This is a genomic window from Paenibacillus sp. FSL H8-0261 (assembly GCF_045040645.1).
Lineage (GTDB): Bacteria > Bacillota > Bacilli > Paenibacillales > Paenibacillaceae > Paenibacillus_AQ.
In genome coordinates this window covers 4,532,758-4,553,928 of record NZ_CP150297.1, presented here as the reverse complement: position 1 = coordinate 4,553,928, position 21,171 = coordinate 4,532,758, and the positions used below count along the sequence as shown (strand labels likewise).

Here is a 21,171-nt window from a genome sequence, read left to right as displayed (position 1 = left end):
TGCATCCCGCCCTTCTTCCTAAACTATATTAGGGGGACGAGGGAGAGATTCCTATATCATGCGAGACCCTGTACTAATGTGAAAGGGCTAAATTCTACACCGCTTGAATACTTACTTCAGATGATCTGTTATTAGGAGGTTTATCGATATGAATCTAACTTTAGTGTACGTAAATGATTAAATTACTTCGAAAGTCAAAAGTTCAGCGACGCTTAATGATTTCATTTCTGCTGCTGGCTATTATCCCACTGTGCACCTTCGGCTTTCTAGCTTACCATAAATCGAATGAAGCAATCACCTCTAAGACAACTACCTTTGTAAATGATATATTACGCCTCTTAGGAAGCAAGATCGGAACAGAAGTGGCCAAATATGAGACTTTCGCCGATCAAATCATGTTGAATGGAGATATTCAGCAAGCACTGCTCCGCTACAATAGATTGAGTGATCTTGATATTAGTAACATACATAAGAAGTTTGAAGACACTGTGTTAAGCGATAAATTTTGGCTGTTTGCTACAATCAAAACACTACAGATTCTAACTAATAATGGACAAGTTCTGTACGATTATGGATACGAAGAATTTACTACAGAGGATAAACAGCGAATATTTGCTCAGGCCAAACAGAATAAAAGTGCAGATATCTGGACCACAGCCCATACGACAGCTGGTGATAATATCCTTTCATTGTCTAGGAGGATTCCACTCTCATATGGATCGGGTGAAACTGTGGGGTTCGTCATTATGGGGATTGATGAGGAATTATTCTCACAGATTTTGTTTGGAAGCATTAATATGGGGCAGGGTAGTGAACAAATCATTATGAATGATGCAGGAGAAATATTGACGAGCAACAACCACTTGTTTCAGTCGGATCAAGATTTGGAAGCTAATCGTACTTTAAATCATTTGATTAATTCCCGTATGGAGACGGGGACAGTAACGCTGCGGGCAGAACCCTACTTTTTCTTAAATACACATAATGAGGTACTTCATTGGAATGTAATTAGTTTAATTCCGCAAGCCTACTTGAATATGGGATCTGTAGAGATTAGAAATGAAATGTTCTTCATTGCCGTCATATGTGTAGTTGTTTCATCCTTATTTGCAACCTTCATCTCTGTTAGTATCTCCACCCCCCTTAAGAAGTTAGTGAGTGGAATGAACCAGGTCATGCGAGGTAATTTAAAGGTAGAAATAAACGACAATCATCCAGATGAAATCGGATACCTTTCAGGGAAATTTGAAGCCATGATCGAGGAAATCAAACTATTGATTGACCGTGTGGAGCAAGAACAGGCACAGAAGAGGGGTATTGAGCTACAAATGTTGCAGGCACAAATTAATCCGCATTTTCTATTTAATACATTGAGTTCGTTAAAATGGACGGCGATGCTAAGTCAGGCGGATAGTGTAAGCAATGGTTTAGGTGCACTGGCTGAATTACTTCGAAGTACAATTGTTCAGAAGAATGAACGGATAACGCTTGGGGAAGAGCTTCGGAACATCAAGAACTATGTCGTTATTCAACAAATTAGATACGGGATGTCATTACAGGTTGATGTGCAAATTCCTGAACAGTTATTAGATACTCAAGTGTTGAAATTTTTGCTTCAGCCCATTGTAGAGAATTCGATTATTCATGGACTAAGCGGCGAGAATATGGAACCTAGAATTACAATGACTGCTGAATTGAACGGAGAGGTGTTAAAGATTAAGTTAAGCGACAATGGGAAAGGGATGAGTGCTGAGAAGTTACAGGAGATATTGCAACTTAAAGATAATCATTCAGAGAATCGATTAGCAAATATCGGTATTGGAAATGTACGGGAGAGAATCAAATTACATTATGGAGACCCCTATGGATTAGAGATTTGGAGTAAGCCTGATCAAGGCACGGATGTTATCATCACGATACCTTATATTTCTACACTTCAGGAGGACTCAGCTGATGCGGATACTAATTGTGGATGATGAGAAAATAGTGAGGATTGCACTTAGTACACTAATTAAATGGGATGAATATGGTTTTAAATTAATGGGTGCTGTTGCAGATGGATACAAAGCTCTTGAGGTCATAGAGACAGAATCGATCGATATCGTGATTATGGATCTAGTGATGCCTAACATGGATGGACTTGAATTAATCCGAACGCTCAACGAACGCAAATTCACTGGGAAGTTTGTGGTGCTTAGTAATTATGATGATTATGCTTACGTGCGGGAAGCCATGAAACTTGGAGCAGAAGATTATATGTTGAAGCTGACGCTTAAGCCAGATGAGCTGATTGTCTTGCTGACGAAGATCTCGGAGCAATTATTAACGGAACGAGAGCTTAAAGAACAGGACATTCATATGAAAATTAAGCTTAATGAAACGCAGCTTCAGCAACGGAACAGCATATGGAGAGAGCTTCTTTTAGATCAGGAGCAGGACATGGTTTATTTGTTACAAGAAACACAGAAGTACGGGATACCCTTCGATAGACTTGCTGGTAATCTTATTATGATAAGAATCGATGATTATGTGGAGGCGCTAAGTAACGGCAAAATTAATAACAAGAGGCTACTTAGCTTTTCTATAGCGAATATTGTGAAAGAAACCGTGTCTGATCACTTTGCATTTGATTTCATAGAGATGGAGAGTAATCAGTATATTGTTATAGTTTATGAACAGAGCGGTTATTCTGACGAACCCAGTTGGTTACTGTTGATGAATAACTTAGTGCAGATGCTTAAGCTGTATTTGAATTTAAGTGTCAGCATTACATTAAGTGATGCATTCGTAGGTTTGAAGCAGTTGAGAGAACAATACACTTTGTGTCTGCGAGCATCTACAAACAACTTTTATACGGGGCCTGCATCTGTCTTGGTTGCTGGGCATTCAAAGTTAACCCAGTCACTACACTCCATTAATTATGTGGAATGGTTGGATCAAGTCAAAGCAGCAGTTGAAGTAGGGAACACAAAGCTAGTATTGGAGAATATAAGCATATTATTTAATGAGGCAAAACAAATCAAATGGGACCCTTCAGCCTTAAAATTTCACCTTTTGGGATTATTATCTGACCTAGACAACTTGATCTTAAAATGGAACACACAAGTACTATCATCCACTGAACAAAATAGAGTAGGGGCAACAACGCTCTTAGAGAGTTTTGAGAGTGATATTTCACAAGCTGAGTCTATGGAAGGGCTTAGTCTATCTATTGAACAAGCGATGCAGGAAGCCATTAATCTATTGTATCAAGTTAAAAGTAATATTTATCGCAAAGAAGTACTTCGAATCACGGAGATTTTGCAGGAGAATGTTGAGAATAAAATAACGCTTGACCGTCTCGCTCAAGAAGTAAATATGAATGTTAATTACTTATGTCGTGTATTTAAGCAAGATACGGGCAGAAGCATTGTTCAATATATGAATGAACTAAAAATCAATAAGGCAATTGAATTGTTAAAGCTTCCGGATACGAGGATTAAAGAGGTGGCTTCACAAGTGGGGATAGATGATCCGTTTTATTTTAATCGGGTATTTAAGAAGGTCGTGGGGCTTAGTCCTTCAGATTTCCGTAAGAAATTACTCGCAACTAAATAAGTCCAAGGAGGAGGCACCTGTTATGAAATCTATGGAATCTATTAAAAATAGTTTAATATTCGCAGGTGTGATCCTATTATTATGGGCTAGCACAGGATGTACTCCTTCAGATTCGAGCTTGAGCAAAATACAATCCTCCCAAGTGAAACATGAGTTTGCGAACAAAATTCTGAACTTAGCAGTATTTGAGGGAGGGCAAGGAAAGGATTATTGGCTCGCGGTGAAACAACGATTTGAATCAGACTATCCAGGGGTAACGGTTAATTTGACTGCAAGCCCCAAGATCATGGAAATACTTAAACCGCAAATCGCAGTTGGTAATCCACCCGATATCATTTATATCTCACAGAGTGAGACGACAGGTATGATTGAAGAAATGTTAAGAGATAAATTATTACTCGATTTGACGGATGTATTTGAAGGGAATGCTCTCGATAATCAAGAACCTCTTAAGAATAAAATGCTGGATGGTATTTTAGATTATGCTAATCCCTTAGGGGATGGAAAAATTTATGCTGCACCGTTCTATACCTCTCCAATGGGGCTAATCTATAACAAGACTCTTTTTGAGAAAAAAGGCTGGAAGCTCCCAGAGACATGGGATGAATTCTTGAAGTTAGGTGAGCTCGCTAAGAAGGATGGAAGATCACTATTTACCTACCAAGGTTTGTTTCCGGGTTATTTAGAGTCTATTTTCTGGCCGTCAGTGGCATCTGTAGGGGGGATGGAAGACGTCTGGAAGGCGGAAAATTATGAGAAGGATGCATTTAGGTCCGATTCCGTCAGACAAATAGCTGAGGTGTTGAGTGCTATAGCACAAAAAGGTTATGTCATGCCAGGAACCGTTAAGTTAAGCCATACACAAGCACAGGCTGCTTTTCTACAAGGTAAGGCATTGTTCATTCCTTGCGGAATATGGATAGAGAATGAAATGAAAGGCACTCCACGCGAAGAAGGATTCGAATTTGGTTTTCTCGCACCACCTGTGTTTAATAAGGGGGATCAGAGGTATGTCATGTCCTATTTGGATAGCCTGTTTATTCCCGCCAAGGCGAAGAATATTGAACTTGCCAAGGAGTTCCTGCGTTATCAATACAATGATGATATCGTTCAGTTAAATGCGGAGAAATCCAAAGGTATAGTCACGGTTAAAAATGGTCTGGAAATCGTAAAGCCATACACTTCTCCAATATTCTATGATTCCGTTCAAATATCTCAAAAAGATGTAGCACCGATTGTTTTTCAATGGAAACAAGCATCGCAGCTAGTCATCAAAGACGTAGAGGCAATATGGAACCCCATAACTGGCCTAATGAGCAATACGCTGACTGTTAAACAGTGGCAAGATGAGGTTGAGAAAATAACCAAGAGTGTGCGGGAATTAAGTTCTTCTATAGAATAAACCTGTTTATTGAGTGTCCTAAATCGTACAGGTTTTGTTCAATTCTGTTAATGGTAGCTTTAGCATTTAGCAGTGTAAAATTGGATTAACTATATGGGATTGGATGTGACGTGAATGAGTGTAGTCATTTCAACATTAACTCTTGAAGGTGCATTATTAGAAGGAGAGAATCCTCTTCCAATGTTCAGAAACAGAGACCATCATACAAAAGTAGGGGATAATGGTACACTTACGCCAGAATTGAGACAGCAGCTGGGTGAACATACAGGTGGGAGATATTTACCTTATCGCATGCAGGATCGCTATACACGTGAAAGAAAACCGATGGTTATGAAGTCGATTGTATTGGAAAATGACATCTTAAAAGCAGTCTTTTTACCTGAGTATGGAGGTAGACTCTATTCGCTTAAAGATAAACGTACGAACAAAGATATATTGTATACAAATCCTGTCTTTCAACCGGCTAATTTAGCGATTCTAAACGCTTGGTTCTCTGGAGGGATTGAATGGAATGTGGGACAGGTAGGTCACACCTTTACGACCGCCTCTCCCGTGCATGCTGCCAAATTGATGGATGATAAGGGCAATGAATTTCTAAGAATTTATGAATATGAGCGTTGTAAAAACATTTTTTGGCATATTGATTTTCATCTTCCTCAAGGGGCTAAGGAGCTCTCTGTCTATGTAAGAATCATTAATGATAGCAAAGCGTCGATTCCTATGTATTATTGGACAAATATTGCAGCACCGGAAACCTTGCAATCAAGAGTATTCTCATCCACTAGTAAGGTTATCTATATTGATCACCAAGTGAAGGGGTTTGGATTGGGAGATTTGCCAGTGCTTCCTTCAGTTCCAAATGAAGACTCGTCATATCCAATGAGAATTCCTTTCTCTAACGAGTATTTTTTTCAGACAGAAGCAGATTATAAATCCCCGTGGGAAGCAATTGCCTATGAGGATGGTAGTTTATTCTACGAACGTTCGACTAGCCTCTTAAGATATCGTAAATTATTTTGCTGGGGCAACCATGCAGGTGGTAGAAGATGGTGTGATTTCTTAGCGAAGCCAGGCGAAGGTAATTATGTTGAGATACAAGCAGGGCTTGCTCCAACACAGATGCATGGACTAGACATGCCTGCAAATTCAATATGGGATTTCACTCAAATATTCGGTATTACTCAGGTGGATGCACATAAGGCAAATCAAAGCGATTGGTCTGAGGCTCGGGATTTTATTGAAACGCAAGTCAATGAACAATTGCAAGAAGATGAGGTGTATATTCTTCATGAGAAGTTGCAAGCTTATGCTAATTTAACACCATCAGAACTATTGCACTCAGGCTCAGGCTGGGGAGCACTTGAGGACATTCGTAGAAAAGCTCATAATGAAAGGTCGATTCCGGATGGATTTTTATTCTTGGAATCCAGTATTGCAGCACCGCAACTTCCATGGTTAGCCCTGTTACAAGAGGGAGGTTTGCCAGTGGGAGATGTGCAAGATATTCCGGCCTCTTGGATGGTCCAAGAAGAATGGATGGAATTGCTTCGTACCAGTCTAGAGCATGCAGATAATCAAATATGGAATTCCTACTTGCATTACGGCATTATGCTCTATGAGTATGGAAAGGAAGATCAAGCAATAACTGCATGGCATCAATCGCTTGAATTGAAGCCGTCTGCTTGGGTTTATCGTAATCTGGCGATTACCTCTGAACAGAGAGGAGAGGCAGATCAGGCTCTGGTCTATTATGAACTGGCGTATTCTTTATACAATGGCTTTCCTGACAGAGCATTTGCAGATGAGTATATTAGCATGTTGATTAGAAATAAACAATTTGCTAAGGCTTGGAGTGTGTACGAATCACTTCCTGAAGAGTTCAGGCAAAGTGATCGTCTCCAAATTATTATTGGAGCTGCTGCTCAGGAGTTGGGTCATAATGAATTCCTATTATACTTATTCCAGAAAGAATTTGCTGTGATTCGTGAAGGCGAAGTTACGATTGTGGAGCTGTGGTATAAATTTCAAGCTAAAAAGCTAGCGGAGAGCCGAAATACTGTATTATCTGAAGAATTAATGAAGGAAGCTATCACCCTATATCCACCGCCTAATAACATTGATTTTAGAATAGTGGGAGCTTAACCAAGAGAGAGTTTCGATGATTTTAATCGAAGCTCTCTTTTTTTTAGGATGCTGAAGGTGATTAAAATTTAGATAAAATTGTGCATGCTTTGTTCAATATCGTCGATGTTAGACCTGAGTTGCTTCGTTATATACTTACTTGTGAAAGCGCTTTCATATTTGAGGGGGATGCTACACACGTGAAAAAAAGACAAAAGAAGCTCACAGGTTTGTTGCTTGCTATGTCGATGGTTCTAACGTTATTGGCTGGTTGTGGATCAAGCAATACCACGAACAATGCTGCCCCGCCTGAAGCAACTAAGGAGAACACCCCTACAGCTACAACTGAGGCTACCACCGAAGTTAAAGCTTCTGGACTAGAAGGTAAGGTAGTATTCTGGTCGATGTGGAGCAGCACTGAACCACAAGCGAAGGTTATTGAGTCTGCAGTTGCTGAATTCAAGGCGGCTAATCCAGAAGTTGAAGTGGATCTGAAATTTACCGGTCGTGATATCTTAAAATTGATCAAGCCTGCTTTGGATGGAGGAGAGCAAATTGATATCTGGGAAGCCGATCCAGGTAGCCCAGCTGGTATTCAAGGGATGAAAGATTACGTTATGAAGCTTGATGATTTGCTTGCTGAGCCATCCATCGGAATGGAAGGCAAGTCAGTAAAGGATTCAATGATTCCAAGCTTGTTAAGCTGGATACAATCGCTATCCACAAAGTACGGTTTAGAAGAAGGTATTTATTCGATTCCGCAGCAACCGTATGCAGTACTCTTTTTCTATAACAAGGAAGTGTATGAGAAGGCTGGGATAACAAAAGCACCTGCCACTTGGGAAGAATTCCTTGCAGATGCTGAAAAAATCAAAGCAGCAGGTTCAGCACCGCTTACCTTTGATGACGCATATCGGGACTTATTTATTGGATCCTATCTGGCAAATGCGATGGGGGCAGATTGGGTAAGCCAGCTTGTGCAGGATAAGACCGGTGAGATGTGGAATGATCCAATCATTCTTCAATTCGCTAAAGATATGGCTAATTTAAACGCTAAAGGTTTTTTCTCTAATAAAATTGCCGGAAGTAAATATCCTGCGGCTCAGCAAGATCTCGTGCTTGGTGGTTCTGCCGCTTATCTAAATGGAACATGGCTTCCGAATGAAGTGCTTGCCACCTCAGGACCAGATTTCAAATGGGGCACGTTTCAATTCCCAGATGTTCCAAATGGAAACGGTAAAGGTGGAAAGCAAGGGTTGATCTTTGGATCTCAAGGGATGTTCATTAATAAATCGAGCAAGAATGCAGAGGCTGCTTTTGAGCTTATCAAACATATCGTTAGTAAGCAGATACAAGAAAAAATGGCGAAGGATGCACTTGCGATCCCAGCAACTATTGATTCTGAATGGCCTGCGATGCTTGCAGAAGCAGAGGCTGCTTTTCTAAATGCAAAAGAAAATATGCCTTGGGGTGGAGGTATTGGTGATGGAGGCGACTTTACGCTTGCTACCATTGTGCCTACCTTCATGGAACTTATCACTGGAAAACTGAAGCCAGAAGAATTCGGGCCGAAGCTAAGTGCGGAAGCTAAGAAATTCTACGCCGGTAAATAAAACATAACAGTTCCAAAATTCCCCTCCGTCACTTCGTTCCCTTTTCTCGAGTCTTTTTGTTCAATCTAGATTTTATGTAAATCTATATGTGGCGGTCAATAGCGGCAGCTGCATATAGATTTTTTTAGAGTATTAGGAAGAATAAGTTGCACATTATGATGCGGGGGATACAAAGATGAGAATTAGTAAACCGATTATGATGCTATTCCTTCTGCCTGCTATCCTGGTTTATATGTCGATCTTTTTTTATCCAACCTTGCGGGCAGTGTTTATGAGCTTTTACGAGATATCTAATATAAACAGTAGTATCAGTGAATGGAAATTTATTGGTTTAGACAATTACTGGGGGTTATTTCATAATTCCTATTTCTTAAATTCTTCATTAAATGTGCTTAAGATTTGGATTATTGGTGGACTCATTGTTTTCGTTATGGCTTTTTTCTTCTCAGTGCTTATTTCCTCCGGCGTTCGTTTCAAAGGCTTCTGGAGAGCCTTGATTTACCTGCCTAATACTGTATCAGTTGTTGTCATGTCAGTAATATGGCTTCAGTATGTGTATAATCCAACCTTTGGATTGTTGACACATGTATTTCGCCTTCTTGGACTTGAACAATTAGCCAATATTCAATGGACGGATGACCAGCATTTATTTTTATCCATGCTGATCGCTTTTTGTTTTGGATCAATTGGTTATTTCTTATTAATTCTTGGTGCGGCCATGGATCGGATACCTAATGATTACTACGAAGCAGCATTATTGGAAGGAGCAAACACAGTATATCAGTTCTTCCATATTACTCTTCCGTTACTCCGTGATGTGTTTAAGACCACGTTGGTGTTATGGACGGTTACAGCCATTAACTTCTTTGTATGGTCTTCCATTTTCGGGAGAAATGATCCACATACGATGACTCCTGGCTATTATATGTACTTGAAGGTATTTGGTGGGGAGAGAATTTCTGATACGCAAGCTTTCAATGTTGGAGCAGGAGCTGCGATTGGTGTGTTGATTACTGTTGCAATTATTGGCTTTTCCTTCTTGATTGGTCTGTTGTTTAGGAAGGATCGTTTAGAATACTAGGAAGGAGGAGACAATATGCGTCTTCACTCAATCACTCGAATCATTCGATATGTTCCATTAGTAGTCTGGCTTATCTTTACAATTATTATTTTTGGATACGCATTCCTTGCTTCACTCAGCACGACAAGAGAGATATTTACGAATAAACTACTGGCGAGCGGATTTCATTTCTCTAACTATACCCGATTATTCGAAGAAACGAAGATCGGCTTGTACTTTTTGAACAGTCTAGTTTATACGGTAACCTCTTGCGTAGGTATTATTGTTGTTGCAGCTCCGGCTGCATATATATTGGGACGAATTCAGTTTAGGGGGAAAAGGTTAGTTAATTTAATGTTTATCTCGGCATTATCAGTTCCGGGGCTACTGATCTCGATCCCGTTGTTTTCGTTATTTTATTCATTGAATTTAACAGGCTCGACATTTACGTTAATCTTTGTATACATTTTTACGAATGTCCCTTTTGCTGTATTTTTGCTTACAGGGTTCTTTGCATCCATTCCGAAAGAATTGGAGGAATCAGCAGCGATCGATGGATGTGGGCCGATTAAAGCTTTTATCAAAATCATCTTACCTATGGCACAGGCTGGTATTTTGACGTTAACGATTTTTAATGTGATGGGGATCTGGAATGAATATTTTTATGCTCTGATCTTTGCTAATAATCCGGATCGACATCCAATAGCATTAGCACTTCAATCCATTGTAGTAGGATATACGAATACTGGTAATTACTCGGGTATTTTTGCTGCGTCACTTCTGGTGTTTCTGCCCACGTTTATACTTTATCTTCTTGTGTCCAGAAAGATCGTTGCTGGAATTACAATCGGTTCTGTAAAAGGTTGAGGTAATAACCATCTAATAATATAGGTGGTTATTTGCGCACCCATAAGGATTCCTTAGGAAACTTAACTTGCGACAAGGAAACCCATACAGTACACTTTCTTTAACTAGTACAAACCTAAGATAGCTTGGGAAAGAACTTTGAAAAAGGAAGTGTTAAATAGTGGATTTAGAGATGGTCATGCAGGAGCTGGAAGCGCTTGGCAAGGAACGAACCAAGAAAATATATATGTCTAATGGAGCAAAGGAGCCGCTATTTGGCGTGGCTACCGGAGCAATGAAGCCAATCTTCAAGAAAACCAAAATAAATCAGCCATTGGCTGAGGAACTTTACGCGACTGGGAACTATGATGCCATGTATTTTGCTGGCATCATTGCTGATCCCAATGCAATGACGGAAGCGGATTATGACCGATGGATGGATGCGGCTTATTTTTATATGCTGTCCGACTTTGTAGTGGCAGTAACCTTGGCAGAAGCAGATATTGCACAACAAGTTGCCGATAAATGGATCGCGAGTGGTGAAGAGCTGAGAATGTCAGCGGGCTGGAGCTGTTACTGCTGGCTGCTTGGCAGTCGGCCGGATGTTGAGTTTTCCGAAAGCAAGCTTGCTGGTATGCTTGAGATGGTGGAAAATACGATTCATGATTCTCCAGAACGTACCCAATACGCAATGAATAATTTCATGTACACAGTGGCCGTATCTTATTCGCCACTTCATGATAAGGCCAGTGAAACCGCAAGAACTGTAGGGCCAATTGAAGTTGATAAGAATAAGGCAAAAAGTAAATTGATTCACGCGTACGCAAATATTCAAAAAGCAGTCGACAAAGCTCGGCTTGGTTTTAAACGCAAGCATGTAAGATGTTGATCTAGCAGAAGCTTCTAGAGAAGAAAAAGGAAAAAGGATTCCCTGAAACTTCACTCTGCGTTACTATATAGAAATGACTCCAAGTGGGAGAGAGAAGGGGGAAAAGCATACATGGGCAACTTATTGGAAATTTTGCACAAGGAAGTCGTACCGGCAGAAGGCTGCACAGAGCCGATCGCAGTTGCGTATGCCGTCTCCTTGGCGGCAGAGCTTCTCGAGGAAGAAATAACGGGGATTCAGCTGCATCTCAGTGGTAATATTATTAAAAATGCAATGGGAGTGGGCATCCCTGGGACAGGCCAGACAGGTCTGCCTATCGCAGCAGCCCTTGGTGCGGTGGTCGGACGTTCGCACAAGGAGCTGGAAATCCTATCAGGTCTGACTCAGGATGAGCTAAAGCTGGCAAATGACCTGCTTGATCGAAAGCTGCTAAAAGTGGAGATAATGGACACTCCTGAGAAATTATATATTGAAGCACAGGTGAAGACAGAGAATCATACAGCGACTGCCATCCTTGCTAAAGAACACACTAATATAGAATATCTGGCTCTGGACGGAAAAAAAGTGACACCTAAGAAGTCTAAAGCAGATTGTGGCAAGCCTGGACTTTCTGATACTGAAGCCTATGAAGGCTCTGTAGATCGGATATTTGAGTTTATAACTACGGCTCCATTTTCAGACCTTAGCTTCCTCTTGGAAGGCGCTCGGATGAACAAAGCGATTTCCGAAGAGGGACTCCGAGGCGATTATGGGTTGCAAGTAGGGAAGAAGATGAATCAGCAATCTGCTGTGAATTTGTTCGGCAATGATGTAGCGAACAAAATTATAGCGGCCACTGCTGCGGCTTCAGATGCTCGTATGGATGGCAGCGCAATGCCTGTGATGACAACAGCGGGCAGCGGTAATCAAGGCATCGCCTGTACGCTTCCTGTTATATCTTTGGCGGAATTACTTGGCAAGGATGAAGAGACGCTAGCTCGGGCGCTTGCACTAAGTAATCTGGTCACTGTGCATATCAAGCATTATATTGGGCGGTTGTCGCCTTTATGTGGTTCAGGAATTGCAGGTGGAGTTGGAGCGAATAGCGGGATCATTTATCTCATGGACGGCACTCTTGAGCAGATCAAGCATGGGATACAGAATACGATAGCCTCTTTATCAGGTATGATTTGCGACGGTGCAAATTCAACCTGTGCGCTGAAGATATCCACCTCCACCAATACGGCGATTCAGGCAGCCACACTGGCGATGAACAATATTGCTCCTACAACCAAGGATGGAGTTATTTTCGAAGAGGTGGAAGACACTATCCGCAACATGGAGCGGCTGGTTCAGGAAGGTCTGGCGGATACTGACAAGACCATCTTAAATATCATGCTCTCCAAAGGCGGAGCGAATTAGCTTCCTTTAAGGTAATAACAGGTTAGAACATCATAATTTAAGACCGTCTGGTTCCCTACATGAATGGCAGGAGACTGGGCGGTCTTTTTATCTATTCAGTAAGGGTATTTGTTATTGCGAAGATTTGCATTAAATTTTAACATAACTTATTCTGAGATCATAAAGGCATAGACTGATGGTATAAAAAGGAGATATTATGACGGAGAAGATAGATATAGGATGGAACTTTGAGAACAGTTATGCTCATCTGCCGGAATCCATGTTTACAAGGATCAAACCAACTCCTGTGCGTAAGCCGGAGTTAGTTATTTTAAATGAAACATTGGCTACTGCCTTAGGGCTGAATAGCACAGCACTACATAGTAAGGAGGGTGTTCAGAATCTTGCAGGCAATGAAGTCCCTGAAGGTACTGTGTCCCTTGCTCAAGCGTATGCTGGACATCAATTCGGACATTTTACCATGTTAGGTGACGGCCGAGCTGCACTGATTGGTGAGCAGATCACACCCCAAGGTGAACGCGTAGACATTCAGCTTAAGGGCGCGGGAAGAACACCATATTCTCGTGGTGGCGATGGCCGAGCCGGACTTGGACCGATGCTTCGTGAATATATCATCAGCGAAGCCATGCATGGTTTGGGTATTCCTACCACTCGCAGCTTGGCAGTGGTAACTACTGGAGAAACGATCATTCGAGAAACAGAGCAGCCTGGTGCTATTCTGACCCGAGTTGCTGCAAGTCATCTACGGGTGGGCACCTTTCAATATGTTGCAGCGTGGGGTACTGTTGAGGATGTCCGTACTCTGGCAGATTACACATTACAAAGACATTATCCGGAAGCTGTTTCTCAAGAGAATCGTTATCTTTTCCTGCTTCGGGAAGTGATTGGACGTCAGGCTGAATTAATTGCCAAGTGGCAGCTGGTAGGATTTATTCACGGAGTAATGAACACCGACAACATGGCGCTTAGCGGAGAAACGATTGATTATGGTCCTTGCGCCTTCATGGATGTGTATCATCCAGAAACGGTATTCAGTTCCATTGACCAGCAGGGTCGTTATGCTTATGGCAATCAACCGGGTATTGCCTCTTGGAATCTCGCGAGATTCGCGGAGACTCTCCTGCCATTGCTGGCTGATGATCAAGAACAGGCGATTCAGCTCGCTGAAGAGGAAATTGCAGATTTTAAAGAGCGGTCTTACCATCACTGGCTCTCAGGTATGAGGGCGAAGCTCGGAATCTTCAACGAAGAGGTAGAGGATGTAGCGCTAATTGAGGATCTGCTAGATTTGATGCAGAAATATCGGGCAGACTATACCAATACCTTCTGTGCCCTAACTTTAGAGAAGCTGGAAGAAACCGCTCTGTTTGGTGCAGCGGAATTTACGAAGTGGCATGAGTTATGGCAGGCTAGACTTAGCAGACAGCAGCAATCGAAAGAGGTTTCGCTGCAGCTAATGCGCAATAGTAATCCTGCGATCATTCCGCGGAACCACAGGGTAGAAGAAGCGCTCCAAGCGGCAGTACAACAGGAAGATTACAGTGTGATGGAGCGATTGCTTAAAGCTCTTTCCAATCCTTACGCGTATTCCCCTGAACAGGATGAATACTCGGCACTACCTGAGGAATCAGCACGTCCATATCGAACCTTCTGCGGCACTTGATTTGCTGATAATGATCTAAATAATGAGGTGAAGTAAGAATGTTTCATGCATATGATGTTCTGGCTAACCAGTTGCTAGCTAATGCGAATGATCCAAGTTGGTATGTGCCCTTTGAGGTAGCCGTAAAAGACTTAAGAGAAGAAGAAGCATTTTGGAAAGTAACGGAAGAAAGCAATAGTATTGCTGAGATAGTGCAGCATCTGCTCTACTGGAATGAAACTTGGCAAACAAGGTATAAAGAAAAGAGTGTCCATGCGGTTCCTTCAGTGGATAACAATAATACCTTTGTCGTTGCAGAAGGAGTAACGTTCCAAGAGCTTCAACAACAACTCTTAGAAGCTCTTTTACGTTGGCAGGAACTGATTACAAAGGAACAATTGGATGCCGATGTTCAAGAATTCCAAGGCAGTCAGTGGTGGGGAGTAATAGGCAATGTGACAACACATAACGCGTATCACGTGGGGCAAATCGTTTTTATTCGAAAGATCCAAAAGAGTTGGAATCGCACTATGAAGTGAATTGAAGGACGTTAACGGATGTACATTCATCTGGCTAACGTCTTTTTTGCGAATATCAATGAAGATAAGTTGCAAAAAATACTTACATATACTTATAATTACGTATTTAATACTTGCAAATACTTACTTAATAACTTATGATGACTTTAGGAGGTGCATACATGATGTTTCAAGAGGAGAGATTGTTAAAAATACTCGAATATTTGAAACAACACCAATCGATGAGTGTTCAAGAGATCTGTACGCAATTTGATGTATCCAGAGATACCGCACGTAGGGATATTGTTAGATTAGTACAAGAAGGTGTTGTGATCCGAACGCATGGAGGGGTATCGTTACCTGAGTTACAAAAAGAATTGTTATCTTATCAGGATCGATTGATCGATGAATCTGAGAGTAAGCAGAGGATAGGGAAGGCTGCGGCGCAGCTTATCCAAGATCATGAGACTGTGATTTTAGATGTATCAACCACCGTGCAGTTTGTAGCAGAACAGATCAGCGCGAAGGATATTACGGTTGTCACGCACTCGATTGATAACGTAGGGATCTTGTCACAGCGGGAGGATCTGCAAATTTATGTTCTTGGTGGTTACTTGAATGTGAAAAACCGCTTGTTATATGGCCCTTCTATTATCGATAAACTTAGTGAAATCCGTGCTGATAAAGCCTTTATTGGAGCATCCGCGATCCGTGCTGATGGACTCTATTATCCATATGAAGAAGATGTGCGGGTGAAGAGAGAAATGGCCCGAAGATCAGATCAAGTCATCTTAGTGGCTGATCACACCAAATTTATTGGCAAATCATTTTTCCGTCTAGACTTTGAGTTCGTTGACATTCTAATTACCGATCGGGAACTCCCCAGTGAGATCAGAGAAATTCTAGATCAGAAGAACATCACAGTGATTGAATGTCCAGAAGAAACTGAAGAGGCTCGAGAGCAAGACTGATAACAAAACAGAGGAGGATATTTATGTCTTATATTCTGCAAAATGTACAAGTGGCGCTTCAGAATCGTATTGTCCCAGCGGCTAATGTGTGGATTTCTGAAGGGAAAATCATAAAGATAGATACAGAGGATCTTTCGATTCCAGAGGGACAATATGAACGGATCGATGGTGGTGGCCATTTATTAGTACCCGGGATGATAGATGTTCATATTCATGGCGCCAATGGCTTCGATATGATGGACGGTACGGAAAAGAGTATCCAAGAGGTCTCAAGTGCTTGTGCTTCATCTGGCTGTACCTCATTTTTGGCTACCTCTGTGAGTTCTACGCTAGAAGATCTTTTAGAAATGATTCGTAGTGTCAAGCGTGTGATCGGACATGAAGTGGGCGCAAAGATCGCAGGTATTCATTTAGAAGGACCTTACTTGAACCCGAAGCGAAAAGGAATGCAGAACGAAAAGTATCTACGCCATCCCAACTTAGAGGAAATGAACCTGATTTTTGAAGAAGCGGGTTCACTCATTAAGATGGTTACAATAGCTCCGGAGTTGCCGGGAGGGATGGAGCTCATTTCCTTTTTGAAAGAAAAGGGTGTAGTTATAGCCATCGCTCATTCGGATGCCACATATGAAGAAGCTAAACAAGCCTTTGCGTCGGGGGCAAGTCATGTTACGCATTGTTTTAATGGCATGCGGCCTATCCATCATCGAGATCCAGGGGTAATTGTGGCTGCTTTTGAAGAGAAACATGTAAGTCTTCAAGCGATTGTGGACAACGTCCATCTGCATCCTGCAATTATTCGATTAATGCATACCTTGAAAGGACCAGAAGGAATGGTCTTGATTACAGATGCACTGCAAGCTATGGGATTAGGTGATGGGGATTATATGTTTGGAGGCCATCATGTTACGGTATCCGAGGGGGTAGCGAGACTGAAGGATGGAACGCTAGCTTCAAGCACAGTGACTATGAATGAAGCTTTACGTTATACTGTCGAAACTGGAATTCCATTGATAGACGCCGTAAAGATGGCTTCAACTACGCCGGCCAATATTCTTGGACTTCAACAAAAGGGGACAATAACATCCGGCTTTGATGCTGATCTGGTCCTCTTGGATGATGAATTTAAAGTGTGCTGGACAATGGTGAATGGTCAAATTTCATAAATCATGATGAATACAGGTTACTTCTGCTCAATGCAGTTGTAACCTGTATTCATGTGCGGTTATGCCAAACATGCTTTTAAAATGCCGGTTCAAATGAGTTAAATCCACAAATCCACAATCTACTACAGCGGCATAGATATCCTTAGTTTTCTCAATGGACTGCTTGGCATGCTCTACCTTGCAATTTAAGAAAAATTGATAAGGTGATATTCCTGTATGTGTCTTAAACTCTCGGATAAATTGATATTTGGAAAGTCCAAACTCTTTACAGAGATCATCTAGTTTCAGTACATGTTCTAAACTGCAGTACATCATTTCCTTTGCTTTTTTGACAAATTTATTATTTATCCTGTGCTCTGTAACTAGTTCAGTATTAGATACTAGATGAACCAGGTTTAACAACAGCTCACTGCACAAGGACTCCTCTTTGCCATTCTGGATGGCATGACTTAGCGCTAATATGCACTGTGCCAATTTGTCATCGTATAGAATGGGAGAGGCGAAGCGAAGTTCTTTTTTTCCAAGGATCTCTTGTATCAAGGTTGGTTTGATATATAGCATGACATAATCAATACCTGCTTTATCATATGAATTGCCATCATGCGTTTGCTCTCGATTAAATAGCATTACGCCATTTTTATGAGAGGATTGCAAGCTACCATCAAGGTTATATTGCTGAATGCCACGTAAGGTGACACCGATTGCGTATTCCTCATGGCAATGTTTTTTATAAGTGAAATCACTCATGCTAGCTGACAATGTTAGGATATCTGCTGACTTTTTATAGTTGAATTTCTCCACGCTCTTAACCTCCACGACTTATAGGATTCCCGATATCATAATGGCAGAGTATACTAAAAATAGTGCCATCAGAGTATTTAGAACTTTTTGGTGATTTTGCAGAAATGCTCTGAAGATTGCCCCAAATACAACCCATGTCGTAAAAGCAAAAAATCCGATCACAGTTATAATTATAACAAACATAAATAAGGTGAGAGAAGAAGTATAGAATGGCATTACATAGCTGGGAATGACTGTTAAAGTAAATAAGAGCACTTTAGGATTCACAAGTTGCATAAGTAAACCCGACCGAAAATTGGCATTTGGATTAGGCTTGTCTTCCATTGCACCCATTTTAAAGATTTTATAAGCAAGATAGAGCATATATATACTTCCGACGACTTGCATAATGATCAGGATATTTGGGATGACCTCCACCAGAACACGATTCATCAAGGTAGAAAGGATAAGCAATAGACCAAAAGCCATCGTAGCCCCGTATACATACCGCATGGTTTTCTTAGCCCCTGAATGTTGCACGGAAGAAAGAATAACAATATTGGCAGGACCGGGTGAACATGTAACTACAATGCAATAGAGAAGAAAGGAAATTATATTCATGATGACCTCCAGTAAAAGTTGTCTTATGAATATAAACCTCATAACTTGATTGTTTATAGTACATTATTGCAGAGGAGATCAACATAATGAATGAGACAAAACATTTAACTATTAGTACACTCACTGAGGGCGATTATGTATCTACATGCCGGGTATTTGAAGAATCAATATCGGATGCCTTTAACAAAGAAGGATTAGGTCACTTACTAGAGGATATACAAAGTGAAACCGATCATAAAAAGCAAAAGGCGCTATCTTCACTGGAAAAGGCAAACTCGGATATTTATTTCTTTACCGCTAAAATCAATGGGAAGGTTGTGGGTACGATTTCCTATGGTCCCTGTGGTGAGACTATTCAAATCTGTGCAGAACATCAGTTGGATCATTTGGGGGAACTGGGCAGTTTATACGTGTTGCCAAGCTATCAGGGGCAAGGGATTGGTTCGGCATTAATTAAGGAAATAATGACATTTCTAAACGAACAAGGGATCGAGCAATTTTGTTTGGACAGTGGCTATAAACGTGCACAAATCAAGTGGAAGCGTAAATTTGGGGAGCCTTATAAGGTAGTAAAAGATTATTGGGGACCCGATTCCGATCATATGGTTTGGTTGTGTAATGTAAGCGATCATTTAGAATAAGGTTTGTAAGAAATGTTTAACCGGCAAGATAATGGTAGTTATGATGCCAGCAAATGCTTCTTTTATGATTTGGCCAGCTATGATAGCTGGCTTTTTTAGCATGATCTTGGTTTTGTATTATAGAGTAGAGAGAATCTTTAGCCAGGTTGCTTTCAAACTAGCGAGCAAGCAGAAGCTTCATCTGCACGTCCATTTGGCTGTGCATGGAGATGGGGTCGCTGACAGCGAAATGTTCCGGGTCTATGGAATAGATATGATTATTTTGTACAGCCTTTAGCTGCTTCCAGATGAAAGTCTTCTCCAGCGCTCTGAATCGAACCGGATCAAGAATGCTCACAAATAATCGGTCACCTGCGTATAGCGAAAGTTGCTCCTCTGTAATCAGGCGATAAGCCTCACGGTTAAGCATCTCTTGCTCAATAATGGGAGGGGCTGTCATGCCTAGTCCATCATATAAATTATAAGCTCCACGGCACCAGAAGTTACCAAACACATAAATGGAATCAGTGCGTATTTCGATAACAGAAACCGTTTCTTCCTTGGATATGAATCCCCGTAATTCGGTTCTGTGACGCTCAGCTTTCTGTTCATATTGCAAAATTAGCTGCTGCGCTATCCTCTGTTTATTAAAAGCTTCGCCGAGCATCGCCAGTAAAGTCATTGGTTTATGGTCGTTTTGGGAGAAGATCATCGTAGAGGCAACGGCTGATAGCTCTTCACATTCCTGTTCGTTCGATACCAGTATATATTCCGGCTGTAACTCAGCAATCTCTTCCAGTTGATAAGGAATATTGTTCACCCGGTGAATATCCAGACTAAGGTTTCGCAAGTAGGGTCTGTTGGTTAAATTCTTTGCGGCTGCGATGGGCCGGATGCCAAGTGCGAGTAAATGACCGAGGCAGGTTAGTGCACAAATATGAGCTGGTTTGTTCTCGTAGTTGCGGACAAATTGTCCGGGCGTTAAGCCCTCCGTCTGCTTAAAGCGACGGTTGAAATAAAATTCATCCCTGTAACCGACCTTGACGGCGATCTCTTGCAGGCGCTCGCCTTTTAATAAGAGTTGTTTTGCTGATTCCATCCGCAAGTCCGTAATGTACTCCAAAACATGCTTTCCAGTAATGTGCTTAAACCAGTGGGTGAATCTGCGTTTGCTGATTTGGGCTTGCGCAGCAAGCTCCTCTACGGATATCTCTTCGGTAAAATGCTCCTTGAGCTGTTCAATAATGGCTAGTACTGATTGACGTGTAGTTTCGGAAGCAGGCTGATCTTTCGTGCTCTCTATCATGATTCGCATCAGCTTTTGAAATCTCGCGTGATTGTCCATTTGCCGTGCAGCAGACTTATCATTCTGGTATTTGCTGATTTCCCTGACGATGCGCAGCGGAACTTTTGTAGAGGAAATACGGCATTCACCGACTTGCAAATAGGTCGTGACGGGTCTGGCTGTGTTGCCTAGGATGGAAAAGTTGAGCAGCCAAAACGAGCCGCCCTGACCATGGAATTTGCTCATGTCGATAATCGATCCAGGACTAAATATCCAGCAGCTTCCAGCCTTTAGCGTATATTCTTCATCGTCCCAACTTTGCGAGACCTCACCGTCCTCCATGACCAACAAGGTATAGGAGGTCAGCGGTTGCGGGGGGATTCCACTTGATGGGGAAGTAACAACATGTTGTAAATGGTGCAATTCGAAATAAAGGGTATGTACCGGCCTTGTGACCTCCAAACCGTTCCTGTCCAAGTGAAAACCTCCAAGTTCAATTGAGAATTATTATCAATTAAAGAAATCATACAGTAAAGCTACCAAGATATCAATTGATTCCTTCTAGTTATTAAGCAGCCCAATAGTATAAAATAACGTCCCATCCTATCCTTGTCGGTGTTAAGAGCAGAAACTATACTG

Annotated in this window: 17 protein-coding genes; 14 read left to right on the top strand and 3 right to left on the bottom strand. The window is 41.5% G+C overall.

Annotated features, from left to right (window positions below):
* The first annotated feature begins 173 nt into the window (after positions 1 to 173).
* The 13 genes from MHI27_RS20260 to nagA all read left to right on the top strand — a co-directional run bounded on the left by MHI27_RS20260 (position 174) and on the right by nagA (position 17,226).
* Positions 174 to 1,976, top strand: coding sequence for a sensor histidine kinase (locus MHI27_RS20260; protein ID WP_042189748.1), 1,803 nt, complete (start codon positions 174 to 176; stop codon positions 1,974 to 1,976).
* Positions 1,954 to 3,597: a response regulator gene (locus MHI27_RS20255; RefSeq protein ID WP_076286550.1), complete on the top strand. Its 1,644-nt coding sequence runs from the start codon at positions 1,954 to 1,956 to the stop codon at positions 3,595 to 3,597. Before MHI27_RS20260 ends, MHI27_RS20255 begins: the two co-directional genes overlap by 23 nt.
* A gap of 22 nt (positions 3,598 to 3,619) precedes the next feature.
* Positions 3,620 to 4,999 (top strand): carbohydrate ABC transporter substrate-binding protein, encoded by a 1,380-nt coding sequence (locus MHI27_RS20250; RefSeq protein WP_341128705.1) that lies wholly within the window; start codon positions 3,620 to 3,622, stop codon positions 4,997 to 4,999.
* Between the two features lie 114 nt (positions 5,000 to 5,113).
* A complete protein-coding gene (locus MHI27_RS20245) occupies positions 5,114 to 7,141 on the top strand; it encodes a DUF5107 domain-containing protein (protein WP_405174569.1) in 2,028 nt (675 codons plus the stop codon).
* Between the two features lie 179 nt (positions 7,142 to 7,320).
* Positions 7,321 to 8,733 (top strand): ABC transporter substrate-binding protein, encoded by a 1,413-nt coding sequence (locus tag MHI27_RS20240; RefSeq protein ID WP_076299338.1) that lies wholly within the window; start codon positions 7,321 to 7,323, stop codon positions 8,731 to 8,733.
* A gap of 175 nt (positions 8,734 to 8,908) precedes the next feature.
* Positions 8,909 to 9,814, top strand: a complete 906-nt coding sequence (locus MHI27_RS20235) for a carbohydrate ABC transporter permease (RefSeq protein ID WP_042189741.1) — start codon at positions 8,909 to 8,911, stop codon at positions 9,812 to 9,814.
* Positions 9,815 to 9,829: 15 nt separating this feature from the next.
* Positions 9,830 to 10,660 carry a carbohydrate ABC transporter permease gene (locus MHI27_RS20230; RefSeq protein WP_405174568.1) on the top strand — a complete coding sequence of 277 codons (831 nt, stop codon included), beginning with the start codon at positions 9,830 to 9,832 and terminating at the stop codon, positions 10,658 to 10,660.
* A 160-nt stretch (positions 10,661 to 10,820) separates the two neighbouring features.
* Positions 10,821 to 11,528, top strand: a complete 708-nt coding sequence (locus tag MHI27_RS20225; protein ID WP_042189737.1) for a DNA alkylation repair protein — start codon at positions 10,821 to 10,823, stop codon at positions 11,526 to 11,528.
* Between the two features lie 111 nt (positions 11,529 to 11,639).
* The gene (locus tag MHI27_RS20220; protein ID WP_076299336.1) at positions 11,640 to 12,929 is read left to right on the top strand and encodes a serine dehydratase subunit alpha family protein; all 1,290 of its coding nucleotides are present in this window, start codon (positions 11,640 to 11,642) and stop codon (positions 12,927 to 12,929) included.
* A gap of 196 nt (positions 12,930 to 13,125) precedes the next feature.
* A complete protein-coding gene (locus MHI27_RS20215) occupies positions 13,126 to 14,592 on the top strand; it encodes a protein adenylyltransferase SelO (protein WP_405174567.1) in 1,467 nt (488 codons plus the stop codon).
* 38 nt (positions 14,593 to 14,630) lie between these two features.
* Positions 14,631 to 15,110, top strand: a complete 480-nt coding sequence (locus tag MHI27_RS20210) for a DinB family protein (RefSeq protein ID WP_405174566.1) — start codon at positions 14,631 to 14,633, stop codon at positions 15,108 to 15,110.
* Between the two features lie 164 nt (positions 15,111 to 15,274).
* The gene (locus MHI27_RS20205) at positions 15,275 to 16,060 is read left to right on the top strand and encodes a DeoR/GlpR family DNA-binding transcription regulator (protein WP_081382852.1); all 786 of its coding nucleotides are present in this window, start codon (positions 15,275 to 15,277) and stop codon (positions 16,058 to 16,060) included.
* A gap of 23 nt (positions 16,061 to 16,083) precedes the next feature.
* Positions 16,084 to 17,226: an N-acetylglucosamine-6-phosphate deacetylase gene (nagA, locus tag MHI27_RS20200; protein ID WP_042189726.1), complete on the top strand. Its 1,143-nt coding sequence runs from the start codon at positions 16,084 to 16,086 to the stop codon at positions 17,224 to 17,226.
* A 27-nt stretch (positions 17,227 to 17,253) separates the two neighbouring features.
* On the opposite strand, the gene MHI27_RS20195 is transcribed toward nagA, so the two are convergent.
* Positions 17,254 to 18,027, bottom strand: a complete 774-nt coding sequence (locus MHI27_RS20195) for an AraC family transcriptional regulator (protein ID WP_405174565.1) — start codon at positions 18,025 to 18,027, stop codon at positions 17,254 to 17,256.
* An 18-nt stretch (positions 18,028 to 18,045) separates the two neighbouring features.
* Positions 18,046 to 18,627, bottom strand: coding sequence for a LysE family translocator (locus tag MHI27_RS20190; RefSeq protein WP_076299331.1), 582 nt, complete (start codon positions 18,625 to 18,627; stop codon positions 18,046 to 18,048).
* An 86-nt stretch (positions 18,628 to 18,713) separates the two neighbouring features.
* Between MHI27_RS20190 and MHI27_RS20185 the strand changes: the two genes are divergently transcribed.
* Positions 18,714 to 19,268 carry a GNAT family N-acetyltransferase gene (locus MHI27_RS20185; RefSeq protein ID WP_405174564.1) on the top strand — a complete coding sequence of 185 codons (555 nt, stop codon included), beginning with the start codon at positions 18,714 to 18,716 and terminating at the stop codon, positions 19,266 to 19,268.
* 157 nt (positions 19,269 to 19,425) lie between these two features.
* Here MHI27_RS20185 and MHI27_RS20180 read toward each other — a convergent pair whose 3' ends face one another.
* The gene (locus MHI27_RS20180) at positions 19,426 to 21,009 is read right to left on the bottom strand and encodes a helix-turn-helix domain-containing protein (RefSeq protein WP_405174563.1); all 1,584 of its coding nucleotides are present in this window, start codon (positions 21,007 to 21,009) and stop codon (positions 19,426 to 19,428) included.
* Between the last annotated feature and the right edge of the window lie 162 nt (positions 21,010 to 21,171).

Coding starts and splice junctions, on each gene's coding strand:
- MHI27_RS20255 (WP_076286550.1), top strand. CDS start 1,954: ATGCGGATACTAATTGTGGATGATGAGAAAATAGTGAGGATTGCACTT.
- MHI27_RS20210 (WP_405174566.1), top strand. CDS start 14,631: ATGTTTCATGCATATGATGTTCTGGCTAACCAGTTGCTAGCTAATGCG.
- MHI27_RS20250 (WP_341128705.1), top strand. CDS start 3,620: ATGAAATCTATGGAATCTATTAAAAATAGTTTAATATTCGCAGGTGTG.
- MHI27_RS20260 (WP_042189748.1), top strand. CDS start 174: ATGATTAAATTACTTCGAAAGTCAAAAGTTCAGCGACGCTTAATGATT.
- MHI27_RS20230 (WP_405174568.1), top strand. CDS start 9,830: ATGCGTCTTCACTCAATCACTCGAATCATTCGATATGTTCCATTAGTA.
- MHI27_RS20220 (WP_076299336.1), top strand. CDS start 11,640: ATGGGCAACTTATTGGAAATTTTGCACAAGGAAGTCGTACCGGCAGAA.
- MHI27_RS20245 (WP_405174569.1), top strand. CDS start 5,114: ATGAGTGTAGTCATTTCAACATTAACTCTTGAAGGTGCATTATTAGAA.
- MHI27_RS20205 (WP_081382852.1), top strand. CDS start 15,275: ATGTTTCAAGAGGAGAGATTGTTAAAAATACTCGAATATTTGAAACAA.
- MHI27_RS20235 (WP_042189741.1), top strand. CDS start 8,909: ATGAGAATTAGTAAACCGATTATGATGCTATTCCTTCTGCCTGCTATC.
- nagA (WP_042189726.1), top strand. CDS start 16,084: ATGTCTTATATTCTGCAAAATGTACAAGTGGCGCTTCAGAATCGTATT.
- MHI27_RS20190 (WP_076299331.1), bottom strand. CDS start 18,627: ATGAATATAATTTCCTTTCTTCTCTATTGCATTGTAGTTACATGTTCA.
- MHI27_RS20215 (WP_405174567.1), top strand. CDS start 13,126: ATGACGGAGAAGATAGATATAGGATGGAACTTTGAGAACAGTTATGCT.
- MHI27_RS20185 (WP_405174564.1), top strand. CDS start 18,714: ATGAATGAGACAAAACATTTAACTATTAGTACACTCACTGAGGGCGAT.